The sequence below is a fragment of the Rhodoplanes elegans genome, assembly GCF_016653355.1.
GTDB classification, from domain to species: domain Bacteria; phylum Pseudomonadota; class Alphaproteobacteria; order Rhizobiales; family Xanthobacteraceae; genus Rhodoplanes; species Rhodoplanes elegans.
Map to the genome: position 1 here is coordinate 1 of NZ_NHSK01000072.1, position 15,574 is coordinate 15,574.

A 15,574-nucleotide genomic window follows, 5' to 3' on the forward strand; every position below is an offset into this window, starting at 1 on the left:
GGCAGGGGCGGGCGAGGGGCTTTGCGCTGGCGGCATCGGGTCTATTCTGGGCGCCGGATCGATCCCGGCCCGCGCGAGGGGTGCGGGACAGTGTAGAGCATGTCCGGACGGCCGGGGAGCCGCCGGCCGGTGCGAGGAGAGGGCCGATGGCGGAGGGGCCTGACGCGACCCCGGGAGGCGGCCGGGAGGTGGACGACACCCGGCCCGACAAGGCCGGCGTGATCGCCCCGCCGCCCGTGATCGCCGCCGTCGCGCTGGCGCTCGCCGCGGGCCTGGAGCAGATCTGGCCGAGCGGCACCGGCCTCCTCGGGCTCGGCGGGAGGCTGGCCGTCGCCGCCGCGCTCGCGCTCGCGGGCGGGGCGCTTGCGGTCGCCGGCGAGCGGCGCTTCTCGCAGGCCGGCACCGACGCGCTGCCCTGGCGGCCCGCCACCGCGCTGGTGACGGACGGCATCTACCGCCACATGCGCAACCCGATGTATGTCGGGCTCGGGCTGCTGCTGCTCGGCCTCGCGGTCGGCTTCGACTCGGTCTGGCTCCTGGTCCTGATCGCGCCGGCCGGGCTCGTCCTTCATTACGGCGTGGTGCTGCGTGAGGAGCGCTACCTCGCGCGAAAATTCGGTGCGCCCTATCGGCGCTTCATGGCCGAGGTCCCGCGCTACGGCTGGCCGGTGCGGCGACGTTAATCGGCCTGCGTCCTCACGTAGAGTTAATCACCGTGCTCGCGCAGATAATTGCAATCATGGGTCGTGGCATCTAGCCTCTCCGCCCCGGTTTCAGGGCGGTTCGGAGGGAGCGATGGCCAATCTCGTGGTTTGCTGCGACGGCACCTGGAACACGCCGGACGATCTCGACGGCGGCGTTCCGGCGCCGACCAATGTGCGAAAGCTCTTCAACGCGGTCGCCAAGGTCGACGCCGACGGCAAGCCGCAGAAGACCTACTACAACGCGGGTGTCGGCACCGAGGGCGGCTGGTGGAATAGGGCGGTCGGCGGCGGGGCCGGCGCCGGGCTCGCCCGCAACGTCAAGAGCGCCTACCAGTGGCTCGCCTACAACTTCAGGCCGGACGATCGCATCTTCCTGTTCGGCTTCAGCCGCGGCGCCTTCACGGTGCGCAGCCTGGCCGGGATGATCAATCGCTGCGGCCTGCTCGACATCACCGATCCGGGCCTGAAACCCGACGCGGTGTGGAAGCGGATCGATCTCGCCTTCGACTGCTATCGGACGCGCAAGCTTACGCCGAAGCTCACGAAGCTGCCGTTTCATCACGCGGCGCCGACGACCAATCCGGCCGCGATGCTGGACATCCATTTCATCGGGGTGTGGGACACGGTCGGCGCGCTGGGCATTCCCGACGACCTCGGCCTGCTCAATCTCATCGACGATCCGGCCAAGCACCAGTTCCACGACACCCGGCTCGCCGCGCGAGTCCTTCACGCCCGCCACGCCGTGGCGATCGACGAGCGCCGCCAGAGCTTCACTCCGACCTTCTGGACGACGGAGACCGGCGACCTCGAGGATCGGCCGGGCGTGAAGCAGGTCTGGTTTCCGGGCGTCCACTCCGACGTCGGCGGCGGCTACGGGCGGACCGGGCTGTCGGACGGCGCGCTCGCATGGATGATCGCGGAGGCCTCGGCGCCGGAGTGCGGCCTCGCCTTCGATCCCGCCGCCGTCGCTCAAGTCGTTCCGGACCCGCGGGGGACGCTGCACGATTCCTGTCGTGGCGTCTTCTCCGTGCTCAAGACCTTGCCGCGCGGCGTGCCGCGGCTCGGGTCCACGACCGACGGGGCGTTCCACGACTCGGCGACGCGCCGGACCACGAGCCCGCCGATCCAGCAGGCGCCGTACTGGGCGACGGAGACGGTGGCGATCGGCGCTCCCCCGAGGACCATCGACATCTTCGCCAAGGAACGCTGGAATGCGACCGGCCTCTATCTCGAGCCGGGCACCTATCGGTTCACGGCGTCCGGGGAGTGGCTCGACGGCAGCATCGCCTGCGGCCCCGCCGGCACCGCGGACGGCCGGTTCCAGGCGGGCGAGATCGCCCAGATGGCAGGCTCGCTTCTCGGCAAGGCGGAGACGCTGTTCCGGACGCTCTCGGGCAATCAGCAGGCGGACTTCTGGCTGACCAAGCGGGTGGAAGCCTACGCCTGGTTCGCGTTGGTCGGCGTCGTCGCCAACGGCCGCGGGGCGGACGACAAGGGCGTTCCCTACGAGCACACGGTGTTCGAGATCGGTGCCGGTTGCACGCAAGTGATCAAGGACGGCGAGGGCGGCTATCTCTATTGCTTCGCCAACGACGCCTGGCAGATGTACGCCAACAATCACGGCGCCGTGGCACTGACGATCGAGCGGATCGCCTGAAGCCGCGGGGGGCTCCTGCGACCGCGGGCCGCCATCGGCGGCCGCGGTTCGTCGCTCGCTCCGACCGCCCTCTCGCTCTTACCGCCCGTCCCGCCGCGCCATGAAGGCGAGGCGCTCGAACAGGTGGACGTCCTGCTCGTTCTTGATCAGCGCGCCGTGCAGCGGCGGAATCAGCTTCTTGGGGTCTCGCTCGCGCAGCATCTCGGGGCCGATGTCTTCGACCATCAGGAGCTTCAGCCAGTCCAGGAGCTCCGAGGTCGACGGCTTCTTCTTCATGCCGGGCACGTCGCGGATCTCGTAGAACAGCCGCAGCGCCTCGGCCACCAGGCGCTGCTTGATGCCCGGGAAGTGCACCTCGACGATCGCACGCATCGTGTCCTGGTCGGGGAAGCGGATGTAGTGGAAGAAGCAGCGGCGCAGGAAGGCGTCCGGCAGCTCCTTCTCGTTGTTCGAGGTGATGACCACGATCGGCCGGCGCCGCGCCTTCACGGTCTCTCCGGTCTCGTAGACGTAGAACTCCATCCGGTCGAGCTCCTGCAGGAGGTCGTTCGGGAACTCGATGTCGGCCTTGTCGATCTCGTCGATCAGCAGCACCGGGCGCTCGTCGGCGACGAAGGCCTCCCACAGCTTGCCGCGCTTGATGTAGTTGCGGATGTCCTTGACCCGCTCGTCGCCGAGCTGGCTGTCGCGCAGGCGCGACACCGCGTCGTACTCGTAGAGCCCCTGCAGGGCCTTGGTGGTCGACTTGACGTGCCACTCGATCAGCGGCGCGCCGACCGCCTTGGCGATCTCGACGGCCAACACGGTCTTGCCGGTGCCGGGCTCGCCCTTGACGAGGAGCGGGCGCTCGAGCGCGATGGCGGCGTTGACGGCGACCTTGAGGTCGTCGGTGGCGACATAGGCACTGGTGCCGTCGAAGCGCATTTCGGGTCCTCGATGTCCGGGTTCTCGCGACAGTAGGGCGGCGGCCCGGGTGGGGCAAGCGAGGCGCGAGCCGGCCGGTGCTCGGGGCCACGGGCCGGCGGCCCGCCCCGGCCGCATCGCGCGCCGCGGGCGATCGTCCGGGCCGTCCGAAAAAAGTTCGGTGCCGCGAAAAAATCCGCGCCTGGTTCGGCCCCGGTGTCCGTTTGAAGGACATGCGGCCGGAGACAGGCCTTCGCCCGCTTACGGATGTGCGACCCGGCAGGATCGCGCAGCCGCGATCGTCGTTGGACGGAAATATCTGCCGGCCGGCGGCCGTTCTTGCCGGGCCGAAGCCCCGCCAGGCATCGCGTGCACCGCTGTAACTCATTGAAAATCAACACTGCAGCCTGTCGGCACAGCGCTTGCTGAACAACCGACAGGGTGCGGTCGCGCATGCAGTTTCGCGTACCGCTCGGCCGAGTGGAGACGACCGATGGGTATCTTTGGCGCGCTGACCACCTCCGTGACGGGCATGCAGGCGCAGTCCTTCGCCCTGCAGAACATCTCCGGCAACATCGCGAACGCGCAGACCACCGCCTACAAGCGCACCGACACGAGCTTCTCGGATCTGATCCAGGACAACCAGCCCTCCAAGCAGGTCGCCGGCAGCGTCCAGGCGTCGTCGCGCGGCACCAACACGGTGCAGGGCGACATCCAGACGAGCTCGATCGGCACCTTCATGGCGATCAACGGCGACGGCTATTTCGTCGTCATGAAGCCGACCAGCGTGGTGGACAACAACCCGATCTTCTCCGGCGTCAACCAGTTCACCCGGCGCGGCGACTTCCAGCCCAACAAGGACGGCTATCTGGTCAACGGCGCCGGCTACTATCTGATGGGCATCCCGATCGACTCGACCACCGGCAACCTCACCGCCAGCGTTCCGAGCCTGCTGAAGTTCAAGAACGACTTCCTGCCGGCCCAGGCGACCACCGAAGTCTCCTATCGGGCGAACCTGCCGCGCTATCCGTTCACGCCGTCGCACGACACCAAGACGGTCGGGTCCGAGCTCCTGAAGGCGACCGACTTCATCGCCAACCCGCTGGCGGTGCCGCCGCAGCCCGCCAAGATCACCGGCACGGGCGCAGCCCTGAGTCCCGACGCCAACGCGCTGCTCACCGGCGCGGCGGTGCTGCCCGGCACGCTGGTGAACGCCGGCAACATCACGGTCAATGGAAACACCGTGGCGCTGACCGCGGGCATGACGCCGGCCAACATCGTCGCGGCCATCAACACCGCGGCGAACCCCGCCGTGACGGCGACGCTCGACGCCTCGGGCAAGCTCGTGCTGCAGAGTGCGGACGCCCGCACCGCGATCGCCATCGGCGGCAGCAATGCCGCGCTGATGACCGAGGTCGGTCTCTCGGTCGGCACCACCAATCCGACCAACCTGCTGACCCAGTCGGCGGCGGCGTCGGGCCAGACCCTGACCATCACGATCGGATCCAACCCGACCCTCACCCTCACGTTCGGCACCGGCGGCCCGCCCAACATCCAGACCATGGCGGATCTCGCCACCCAGATCGCGACGCTGACCGGCGGCTCCGCCTCGGTGAACTCGCTCAACGGCAATCTCACCATCACGGCGTCGAGCCTGACCGACAACATCACGATCGGTGGCGACGCCAACCCGACCGTGTTCGGCCTGCGCACCAAGTCGGCGCTGCCGTCGAACCAGACCGTCGTCGGCGACGACGTGACCACCTTCGTGTCGCAGTCGATCGGCGGCGGGGCCGTCACGGCCTACGACGTGTCGGGATCGCAGGCCAACATCCAGCTCCGCTGGGCGAAGGTCGACTCGACGACGCTCGGCACCGGTCACGTCGATACTTGGAACCTGTTCTATCAGGTCAACTCCAGCGCCACCGGCAGCCAGGCGGCCTGGAAGAACGTCGGCACCAACTTCACCTTCGGGGGCGACGGCCAGATGAACCCGGTGGTGGCGAATCTCACGTTGTCGGACGTCGTCGTGGATGGCGCGTCGCTCGGCTCGATCTCTCTGAAGTTCGGCGCCGGTGGCATCACCGAGTTCTCCGACCCGAACGGTAACGTCCAGGTCAACCTCCTGACTCAGAACGGCTACGCGGCCGGCTCGCTGCAGACCATCTCGGTCAGCGAGAAGGGCCGCGTGGTCGGCTCCTACTCGAACGGCCGCACCATCGACCTCGCCGAGGTGACGCTCGCCAAGTTCGCCGGCGCCAACTATCTCAAGAAGATCGACGGCGGTGCCTTCGAAGCCACCGACAGCTCCGGAACCGCGGTCTACGGCGCGGCCGGCAAGATCGTCGGTTCGTCGCTCGAGGGGGCCAACACCGACATCGCCGACGAGTTCACGAAGCTGATCGTCACCCAGCAGGCCTATTCTGCCAACACGCGGGTGATCACGACCAGCAATCAGATGATCCAGGATCTCTTGAACATGTTGCGCTGAGTGAGCGCGCGACGGCGGAGGGCACCTAAATGAGTCTCACCCAGGCGCTCCGGACGGCCGCGTCGGGCCTCAATGCGGCGCAGGGCGGGCTGTCGCTCGTCTCCGCCAACGTCGCCAATGCGCAGACCCCCGGCTACACCCGCAAGACGGTCGAGACCGCGACGGTCGCGGCCGGCGGCGATCTGGTCAGCGTGAGGCTCGCCTCCGTCAACCGCCTCGTCGACCAGTACATCCAGAAGCAGCTCCGGACCGAGAGCACGGGCGGCTCGTACGCGACGCTCCGCTCGCAGATGTACGGCCAGCTCCAGAAGATCTACGGCGATCCCAACGCGGCAACCTCGCTCGAGTCGGTCTTCAACGAGTTCACCAAGGCGATCCAGGCGCTCACCACCAATCCGTCCGACTACTCGACGCGGGCCAACGTGCTGTCGACCGGCCGCGCCATGGCGCAGCAGCTCAACAACATGTCCGAGGACATCCAGTCGCTGCGGCAGAACGCCGAGCAGGGGCTGGCGGAGTCCGTCGCGAGCGTCAACACGTTCCTCAAGGGGCTGGCGCAGGTCAACAACCAGCTGACCGCATCGCACACGCACGACGCCTCGCGCGCGACCATGCTGGACCAGCGCGACTACTATCTCGATCAGCTCGCCGGGCTGATGGACATCCAGGTGACATACAACGCCGACGACAGCGTCGCGGTGTTCACGAGCTCCGGCATCCAGCTCGCCGGCGCCTCCGCCTCGACCCTGTCGTTCGACGCCCAGGGCATGATGACGGCCGGCGCGCAATGGAACGCCGACGAGAGCAAGCGCCAGGTCGGGACCATCATCGCCACGAACTCGTCCGGCGGCAAGATCGACCTGATCGCGTCGCGCTCGATCCGCTCCGGCAAGATCGCCGCCTATCTCGAGATGCGCGACAAGGTCCTGGTCCAGGCGCAGAACCAGCTCGACGAGTTCGCCGCCTCGGTGTCCCGGTCGCTCTCCGACATCACGACGCCCGGCACCCCGGCGACGTCCGGCGCACAGTCGGGCTACGACGTCGACCTGACGGGCCTGCTCGCCGGCAACTCGGTGAAGGTGAGCTGGAAGGACACGCTCACCGGCAGGACCCATACGGCGACACTGGTGCGGGTCGACACGCCGAGCGCGCTGCCGCTGTCGGACAGCCTCACCGCCGATCCGAACGACAAGGTGATCGGCATCGACTTCTCGGGCGGCCTCGCGAACGCCGTCACCCAGATGAACAAGGCCTTCACGGGCCAGGTGCAGTTCTCCAACCCGTCCGGCAACACGCTGCGCGTGCTGGACGACGGTGCCGCGAGCACGGCCGACATCGTCTCGGTCTCGACCACCAAGACCCAGACCTCGCTGACCGGCGGTTCCGCGGCGCTGCCGTTCTTCATGGACGGGCCCGACTATTACTCCGGCGCGATCGCCGGCACCTATCCGCAATCGGTCGGCTACGCGGCCCGCATCACGGTCAATCCGGCGCTGCTCTCCGACGTCAGCAAGCTCGTCCAGTTTGACGTCGCGACGCCGTCCGGCGACCAGACGCGTCCGAACTTCCTCTACGACAAGCTCGTCAACGCGGGCCAGACCTACGCGACCAACACGGGCGTCGGCTCGGACGCTTCGCCCTACAACGGCACGATCTCGTCCTTCCTGCGCCAGGCGATGGCGGTGCAGGGCGAAAACGCCGCCGGCGCCTCGAAGCTCGCCGAGGGCCAGAAGATGGTCGTCGACGCGCTGCAGCAGCGGCTCAACGAAGGCGCCGCCGTCAACATCGACGAGGAGATGACGACGCTCCTCACGTTGCAGACCGCCTACGGGGCCAATGCGCGGGTCTTCTCGGTGGTCAACGAGATGCTCAAGACCCTGCTCCAGATGATGTGAGGGCTGTCATGGCGATCACCGGCTTGGGAAGCCAGAGCCTGCTCCAGGTCGAGCGTCTCATCTCGATGCGGCGCCAGCTCGACGACCTGCAGCGTCAGCTCGGAACGCAGAAGCGCTCCGACACCTATGCGGGAATTGGTCTCGACCGCGGCCTGACGGTGGGGCTGCGCGGCAAGCTGTCGACCGTGTCGGCCTTCACCGGATCGATTCAGCAGATCGAGACGCGGCTGAAGCTGTCGCAGACGGCGCTGTCCGACATCGACGCGGCCGCCCGCACCGTCAAGACCTCGATCCCCAAGGCGACCTATGTGATCTCGCAGAACGGCCGCACCCAGGATCAGGTGACGGCACAGGGCCAGCTCGACCGCATGCTGGGCGCGCTCAACACCCAGTTCGGCGACCAGTTCATCTTCTCCGGCCTGTCGCCCGACAAGGCCGCGGTGGAGACGACCGACCACATCCTCAACGGCGTCGGCCCCAAGGCCGGGCTGATCCAGCTCATCACCGAGCGCAACCAGGCCGATCTCGGCGCCGCCGGCCTCGGCCGGCTGGTGATCCCGGCGACCACGTCGACCTCCGCGAGCCTGACTGGCACCACGGCGACGTTGGCGCCGGACGCCGTCGCGGTGACGACCGGCACGGCCGATCTGAGCGGGCCGTTCACCTCGGCGGCCGGTGGCACGCTGGAGATCGGCGGCGTCAGCGTCACGATCAACGCCGGCGACGACGGCGCGACGATCCGCAACGCCATCAACACGGCGCTCGCCGCCGCGTCGGCCCCCGCCGCGCCGAGCGTCACGGCATCGCTCGACGGCGCGAACCATCTCGTCCTCACCGGCGCCGACGCCGACGCGAGCATCACGATCGGAGCCGGCAGCACGGCCGGCCTCCTGACCGAGCTCGGCCTGTCGGTCGGCACCGCGAATCCCACCAATCTCTTGAACCAGGCGGGCGGCGTCACGGCGGGGCAGACCCTGTCGGTCGCGATCGGCACCAGCGCCGTCACGGTGACGTTCGGCACCGGCGTCGGCCAGGTGTCGACCATCGCCGAGCTGAACACAGCGCTGTCGGCCATCACGGGCGGCACCGCCGTCGTCAATCCGGCCAACGGCAATCTCACCGTCACGGCGTCGAGCAGCACCGGCGACATCACCATCGGCGGCACGGTCGCGGCCGCGAAGTTCGGCCTCGCGACGATCTCGTCGAAGGCGACGAACGTCGTCTCGATCGGCGAGGACGTCGCCGGCTCGGTGTTCGGCTTCAAGCTCCTGTCGATGGCGACGACGATCCCGGGCGCCACCGCGACCCAGCCGGCAGGCAGCCCGCCGTCGATGTCGGTCGATATCGGCGGCACGTTGCCGCGCGACGGCGATACGGTGACGTTCAGCTTCTCGCTGCCGGACGGGACCAAGGAGAATCTGGTCCTCACCGCGGTGTCGACGCCGAAGAGCGTGGTCGGCACCGGCGGCTTCGCGGCCCCCGGCCACATCCTGGGTGGGACGCCGGGCGCCATCACGATCCAGACGCCACTGATGAACGGCGGCGCCGCCGTGACGATCTCGGGGCTCAACGCGAGCGACAGCCCGTCGACCGCGGCGACCAAGATCATGGCGGCACTCAACTCGCTCCCGGCCGGCAACGGCGGCGTGTCGGTCACCAACGAGGGTGGCCAGCTCGTGTTCAAGTCGGCGGCCGGCGAGCAGATCACGCTGGGCGGCGATTCCGCGACGCTCGACTCGCTCGGCTTCGCGGCCGGCAACCGGGTCGGCAACGTCGTCGATCCGCCGAAGGAGAAGAACCAGTTCGCCATCGGCGTCACCGAGGCGGAGACGCTCGCCAACCTGCACACGCTGCTGAACTCGTCGGTCGGCACGCTCGCCAAGACGTCGCTGATGGCGGCGTCCGCCGTGCAGGCCTCCAACGAGTTCTTCAACGCCGGCGACGCCACCCCGCCGCGGCGGGTCGACGGCCCGCCGTTCGACACCGCCGTCGCCCTGAAGAACGGCACCACGGCCGATACGCTGACCTGGTACACGGGCGAGGCCGGATCGAGCCCGGCGCGCTCCACCTCGACGGTGGCGATCGACTCCCAGATCTCGGTCTCCTACGGCATGCGGGCCAACGAGCAGGCGTTCCGGGTCGCGCTCGCCAACACGGCCGCGATGGCCGCTGTCACCTTCTCGTCGAGCGATACGAACGGGGAAGGGCGTTTCAACGCCCTGATGAACCGGGTCCAGTCCAACCTCGGCAATCAGCAGGGCGTGCAGAAGGTCTCCGACATCACGGCCGATCTCGGCGCCTCGCAGAAGGCGGTGCAGACCGCCAAGGATCGCCACACCCAGACGACCGCGGCGCTGACCGACATGCTGGAGACGATCGAAGGCGTGCCGATGGAGGAATCGAGCGCCATGATCCTCGCGTTGCAGACGAGCCTGCAGGCCTCGCTGCAGACGACGGCGATGCTCTCCAAGCTCAATCTCGTGAACTATCTGTAGCGGCGTCGCGCGTGACATGGCCGGCCGCAGGGCGGGCCGCGTCAGGTGCCGAGCAGGCCGTCGGCGATGTCGTGGTTGATGCCGATCAGCGCGGCGATGCGCTCCGGGCGCGGGTCGGCCGCGAAGGCGACGGTCTGGTGATCGACCAGCAGGCCGAGGCTGGCGAGGCTGTGCCGCACCGCGCACGGAAGCGCCGGCTCGGTCGCCGCGGCGGATTCGACCACGTCGTGCCAGAGGCGGCGGTTGTGGACCAGCGCCGCGTCGATAGCGTCGCGGCTCGCGGGCTCGGCGCTCCGGACCGCGCCCGATTGGGCCGCCTGGAGGCGCCGGGCGGCGTCGAGGAGAAGCAGGGCCTGGACTTCACGCGGAGCGGGCGTGGGGTGCTCCGGACGGCTCGCCGTTTCGATGCAGGGCATGGTCGACCAGCTCCCTCTCGTAGGCGATCAGCTTCTTGGCCTCCTTGAGGGCCTTGTACATCTCGCCTGCCAGGATGTGGTTGTTCACGCTCTCGATCAGCGGCCAGGTGCTCGGCGCCGCCTTGAGCACGTCGCTGACCAGCTTGAAGTAGATCTCGTGATAGGCGCGCGCGTCCTTCGACGTGTACATGAGCTGCACGGCGAGATAGATGCGCTTGGCCGGCGTGTCGGCCGTCTCGGCCGTCAGGATGTCCTTCTCGCGCAGGATCGGCGTCTCGCCCTCGATCAGCAGACGCGCCCGCTGGTCCGAGTTGGTGATGACGCATTCGCCGAGAATGATGCGTTCGCCGGGCTTCAGTTCGACCTTCAAGGCCATGGCCGCTCTCCCCCATGAGTCTCACGGATCGTTAACCATCTGGTTTAACGAACCGTTAAGGGGAAAAACGTGCGTATGCGCAAGGGGTTGGCCGGCGTCTCCGAGCTCCGGAGAAGCCCCGCCGCGTCAGGCGAGGCCGCGGGCCGTGTCGTCGAACAGCGAATCGACGCCGACGCGCTCCGGGATCAGCTTCTGGCGGAAGGCGTAGTCGATGATCAGCTCGAGGGAGCGACGGTTCGGCTCGATGCCGAAGCGCAGCGCCGCCGTGGCGTCGTCGGTCGGCAGCCCGCCGGCCGCCGTGCTCTCGCGGATCATCCGGAAGAGCTCGCGCACCACGTCCGGGCGCGACGCGGCGATCTCCTCGCGGAGGACGAGCATGTGGTTGATCGGCACGCCGCCGTGCGTCTCGGCCCAGCGCTGGTTCGCCGCCTCGGGATCGGGCACCAGGGGCGCGAGGCGCGGGTCGGGGAACTTGTCGCCGACGATCGCGGCGTCGAGCGCGCCGTCGAGCAGCATCTTGACGAGATCCTCGCCCTCGGCGGCGCGGCGCACGAAGGGCGGATCCTGGTAGCCCGCGACATGGGCGTCCTCGAACGTCACCCAGTCGATGGTCTCGGGGTCGACGCCGTAGAGCTCCTCCAGCATGCCGCGCAGCCAGATGCCGGTGGTCTGGCTGTAGGCGCGCACGCCGACCCGCTTGCCGGCGAGGTCGGCGGGGGCGAGCGGCCCGCGCGCGGGTACGTAGGCGATGGTGTGGAGCTGGCCACGGCCGACCACGGTGGCCGGGATCAGCCGGTAGGGCGCGCCGGCGACGCGGGCCTGCAGGAAGGTGCCGATGGCGAGCTCGCCGAAGTCGAACACGTGCTGACGCACCATCGGCTTGAAGCCGCGATTGGCGACCGGGATGTCGGCGAAGTCGAACGCCACCAGGTCCGAGGCGACGGCGCCCGACTTGAGCGCCTTGGTATTCGGATGGGTGCCGAGCAGCGTGTGGAGCCGGAGCTTTTCCGGTTGGGTCATGTCGTCCTTGCCTCCGTCCTCGCCTGTCGGTGCCCCGGCAGAGCGCCGGTTCTGCCGGCATGGCGGCGGAAAATCAATGGTTTGGACGATAGGGCAGGGTTGCGCCGGTGCCGCGTCTCGCGCCGTCGCGGCGCCCGCGGGGCGCCGGGCGGCGCTGCGCGGCGGGACGTGGAGTGCTGTCCGCCGGGGTCGACCTACACTCCGCTCATGTCCGGGGAAGCGGGAATCCAGAGCCACACGTCGCGCGGCCCCCGGATCCCCGCCTGCGCGGGGACGAGCGGAATTCGGGCCGGTCCGCAGAAGCGAAGCCGCTTCAGCAGCAACGTCCGCGTCGCGTCTCAGGTCTGTTGGCCGAGCAGGCCGGCCGCGATCTCGCGGTTGATGTTGATCAGGGCGACGAGCGCCTCGGGCCGCGGCTCGCGCTGGATGTCGAGCGTGTGGTTCATCACGAACAGGCCGAGATTGGCGATGTTCTGGCGGATCGCGGCCGGCATCTGGTGGTCCGGGCTGGTGACCGAGGTCAGGAACACGGTCCAGAGCTTGCGATTGTAGAGCAGCGCATCGGCGAGATCGGAGCGATCCTTTTCCCAGTCCTCGCGGACGTGCTGCAGGCGGGCCGCCGCCTTGAGCAGCAAGCGCGCTTCGAGCTCGCGCGGATTCGCGATCTGTTGCGCCACCTGTCCGTAGGCTTTCGCCGCGCTGTGCATCTGGGGGACTCCTGGTGCCACTGATCGGCAGGACGTCAGTTTTAGCGTCGTGCCGTTAAGACATGCTTATTCAGGCCGCCCGACTTGTGCAGGACGCGCGCCTGGTTCGTGCGGCTCGCACGTAGCCGCATCGATCTCTTCTGGATCGTGTTGGGTGGTGTGGGCGGCGCGGCGTGCAAAAGCCTGCGATCGACGCGGACCGCGGCGCCTGCCGTCCGGCTTCGCGGCGGTGTCGCGGGGCCGTGGCCCCGCGGTCCGCCGGAGCGTTCTCCTCGGCGTCAGCCGAAGAGCCGCAGCACGGCCTGGTTCGCCTGGTTGGCGAGCGAGAGGGCCGTGGTGGAGAGCTGCTGGCGCGTCTGCAGGGCCAGCATGTTGGCGCCTTCCTCGTTGGTGTCCGCCAGCACGAGGTTGTCGGCGCCGATCTGGAGCGTGTTCACCATCTGCTTGGTGAAGTCCTGCCGCACCTGCACGGTCGACAGGTTCGAGCCGAACTTCGAGGCCTGGGTGCGCAGCGTGGTGAGCGCCGTGTTGATCGACTCGATCACCTGGTCGACGATCGTGTTGTCCTGGAAGGACGTGCCGTTCTGCTTGTTCAGGCCGATGTTGGAGGCCGAGTAGGTGACGCCCGTGATGGTCAGCGAGCTGGTGCCGCGCTCGTTGAACGTGATCTTCAGGTCGTCGCCGTTGAGCAGGTTGATGCCGTTGTAGGACGCGTCCTTCGACAGGCCGTCGATCTGGTTGAGGACGTCGTTGAAGTCCTTCTGCAGGCTCTCGCGGGTCGAGTTCGCGGTGCCCTCGTGCTTGACGCCCTTGAGCGTCTGCGCGCTGGTGCCGAGCGCCGTCAGCGTGTTGGTCGAGCCGCCGATGGAGAGCGTCGTCTGGCTTGTGCCCTGGGCGATGCCGAGCGTGTAGGCGGTGCCGACCACCGTCGCGGTGACGCCCGACAGCTTGGAGAGCTGCTGGGTGAACTCGGCGAGCGTCGACGCCTGGGTGGTGCCCTTGCCGAACGTGATGGTCTGGGCGAAGCCGCCGTTGGCCGACACCGTGAAGACGTCGCCCTCGGCGCCGCCGGCCGCGATCAGGCGGTCGAGCAGGCTGGTCGAGGCGTAACTGCCGGCCGTCATGTTGAGGGCCGTGGTGGCGGCGCCGGCGGCGATCGAGAAGTCGACGTCGGCCGTCTTGGCGACGATCTTCAGCTTGCCGGCCTCGTTGGAGATGTCGAGGTTGGCCCCGAGCATCGCGTTGGCCTTCAGCTTGGTCACCACCGCGTCGAGATTGTCCGAGCCGGAGAGGCCGACCGTCTGGGTCTGCGGCCCCGTGCCGTCGTTCGGGTCCACCGTGATGGCCATGTTGGTGCCGGCGGCGAGCGTCGTGTTGATCTCGCCCAGCGTCAGGTCGCTGTTGAAGGTCTTGCTGAGCAGCGAGCCCATGCCGCCGCGGGCGCCGGTGCCGAAATTGTAGTTGGCCTCGGCAGCGCTGAGCCCGAGCGCATCGGCGACGCCGACATCGGACGAGGTGAAGCCGATCGAGTTGCCGGTGGCGGCGCTGAGGCCGAGCGAGAAGGTGGTGCCGGCGATCGAGGCGGTCGCCGCGCCGCGGTTCGAGTTGATCCAGGAGTTCAGCTCGGTGAGCGTCGACACCATGCCGCCACCGTGACCGAACGTGACGGTCTTGTCGGCCTGGCCGGAGACCTTGAGGATCAGGTTCGACGTGCCGATCGTGCCGCCGTTGGAGACGACGTTGTCGAGCAGGCTGGTCGAGGCGTGGGCGCCCGCCGTGAGGCCGATCGCCGTCAGGGTGGCGGCCGTCGAGCCCGAGCCGGCGGCGCTGATCGAGAAGTCGACGTCGGTCGAGGCGGCCGTGAACACCATGTGGCCGGCGCCGTCGTTGGTGATCGTGATGTAGTTGTTCAGCGTGTCGCCCGGGGTGCCGGACGTGGTCGCGTCGAACACGGCCTGGGTGGCGGCGAAGTTCGCTTCCGTGCCGGCCAGGTTGACGTTGAACGTCTTGTCGACGCCCGACACGTTGACGCGGATCTGCACCGTGCCGGCCGCGCCGGCGCCGCCTGGGCCGGCGGCGAGGTTGGCCGTGCCCGTCACCGTGCCGATCGTCTCCGCCATGTTGGTGAAGGAGAGGTTGACGGCCTTGGGCGACAGGTCGTTGGCGCCGCCGGCGATCGCCGAGCCGATGATCTCGGTCGGCAGCGAGCCGGTGATGCTGAGCGCGTCGTAGGTGGCGGCCGGGGCCGTCGCCGAGCGGGCCTGCTGGGCGATCGACTTGGCCGACTGCACCAGCTTGGTCAGCGAGGTGATGCCGTTGTTGGCCGCCTCGATCGTCTTGATCCCCTGGGCGATCGAGTCGAGCAGCGAGTTGAGATCGCCGGCCCGGTCCCCGAGCGACTGGGAGGTGAAGAAGTTCGACGGGTTGTCGAGTGCGGAATTGACCTTCTTGCCGGTGGCGAGACGGTTCTGCGTGGTCGCCATCAGGTCCGCGGTGGCCTGCAGCGACAGCAGGTTCTGGCGGACGCCGGCGGACAGGGTGATGTTGGACGACATGGAAGCCTCTCCGTCGAAATCTCGGACCGGCGCGGAGGGCTCGCGGGTACCGATTCGCGCCAGCCTCTTGCCGAACGTGGAGAGGTTAAGGTCGAGATCGTTAACGCCTCGATAACGACGTTGAAAAATGTGCGCCTGGATTCGGCTTTCTTTACGTATAAGCAATTTTTGCCGGGTCGCCGCTCGCGGGGCGGCAATCCTGTCCCCGCGACGTCCGTCGCGATGGCCGGCGAAATGCCGCGCCCGCGCCCTCCCGGGCGCCGGGGAGCGATCCGCAACGTCTTCGAATTGTTGAGGAATTAAGAAATGGCCGGGCGGTCGGGCGGGGGGCCTTCGATGCCGCTGCGGGGGCCGG

At 68.4% G+C, this 15,574-nt stretch carries 11 protein-coding genes; 5 read left to right on the plus strand and 6 right to left on the minus strand.

Translation table 11 applies throughout. The annotated features are described in order from the left end of the window. The first annotated feature begins 146 nt into the window (after positions 1-146). The gene (locus tag CCR97_RS07450) at positions 147-683 is read left to right on the plus strand and encodes a methyltransferase family protein (protein WP_111356169.1); all 537 of its coding nucleotides are present in this window, start codon (positions 147-149) and stop codon (positions 681-683) included. Positions 684-795: 112 nt separating this feature from the next. Then, positions 796-2,361 carry a DUF2235 domain-containing protein gene (locus tag CCR97_RS07455; protein ID WP_111356170.1) on the plus strand — a complete coding sequence of 522 codons (1,566 nt, stop codon included), beginning with the start codon at positions 796-798 and terminating at the stop codon, positions 2,359-2,361. Positions 2,362-2,439: 78 nt separating this feature from the next. Here CCR97_RS07455 and CCR97_RS07460 read toward each other — a convergent pair whose 3' ends face one another. Next, positions 2,440-3,285, minus strand: coding sequence for an AAA family ATPase (locus CCR97_RS07460; RefSeq protein WP_111356171.1), 846 nt, complete (start codon positions 3,283-3,285; stop codon positions 2,440-2,442). Positions 3,286-3,757: 472 nt separating this feature from the next. On the opposite strand from CCR97_RS07460, the gene CCR97_RS07465 reads away from it, so the two are divergent. The 3 genes from CCR97_RS07465 to CCR97_RS07475 are packed head-to-tail and all read left to right on the plus strand — an operon-like array spanning position 3,758 to position 10,145. Continuing rightward, entirely contained in the window at positions 3,758-5,755 is a 1,998-nt protein-coding gene (locus CCR97_RS07465; protein WP_111356172.1) for a flagellar hook-basal body complex protein, read from the plus strand. Between the two features lie 29 nt (positions 5,756-5,784). Beyond that, entirely contained in the window at positions 5,785-7,650 is a 1,866-nt protein-coding gene (flgK, locus tag CCR97_RS07470; protein WP_111356173.1) for a flagellar hook-associated protein FlgK, read from the plus strand. Positions 7,651-7,658: 8 nt separating this feature from the next. After that, positions 7,659-10,145: a flagellin gene (locus tag CCR97_RS07475; RefSeq protein WP_111356174.1), complete on the plus strand. Its 2,487-nt coding sequence runs from the start codon at positions 7,659-7,661 to the stop codon at positions 10,143-10,145. A 41-nt stretch (positions 10,146-10,186) separates the two neighbouring features. On the opposite strand, the gene CCR97_RS07480 is transcribed toward CCR97_RS07475, so the two are convergent. The 5 genes from CCR97_RS07480 to CCR97_RS07500 form a co-directional block, all read right to left on the minus strand. Next, positions 10,187-10,561 carry a flagellar biosynthesis regulator FlaF gene (locus tag CCR97_RS07480; protein ID WP_111356175.1) on the minus strand — a complete coding sequence of 125 codons (375 nt, stop codon included), beginning with the start codon at positions 10,559-10,561 and terminating at the stop codon, positions 10,187-10,189. Further along, the gene (flbT, locus tag CCR97_RS07485; RefSeq protein WP_111356176.1) at positions 10,506-10,937 is read right to left on the minus strand and encodes a flagellar biosynthesis repressor FlbT; all 432 of its coding nucleotides are present in this window, start codon (positions 10,935-10,937) and stop codon (positions 10,506-10,508) included. The genes CCR97_RS07480 and flbT overlap by 56 nt, the downstream gene beginning before the upstream one ends. A 126-nt stretch (positions 10,938-11,063) precedes the next feature. Beyond that, positions 11,064-11,957 (minus strand): ABC transporter substrate-binding protein, encoded by an 894-nt coding sequence (locus CCR97_RS07490; RefSeq protein WP_111356177.1) that lies wholly within the window; start codon positions 11,955-11,957, stop codon positions 11,064-11,066. A 338-nt stretch (positions 11,958-12,295) separates the two neighbouring features. Continuing rightward, a complete protein-coding gene (gene flaF, locus CCR97_RS07495) occupies positions 12,296-12,664 on the minus strand; it encodes a flagellar biosynthesis regulator FlaF (protein WP_111356178.1) in 369 nt (122 codons plus the stop codon). A gap of 278 nt (positions 12,665-12,942) precedes the next feature. Further along, positions 12,943-15,219: a flagellin N-terminal helical domain-containing protein gene (locus CCR97_RS07500; RefSeq protein WP_111356179.1), complete on the minus strand. Its 2,277-nt coding sequence runs from the start codon at positions 15,217-15,219 to the stop codon at positions 12,943-12,945. Positions 15,220-15,574 lie beyond the last annotated feature (355 nt).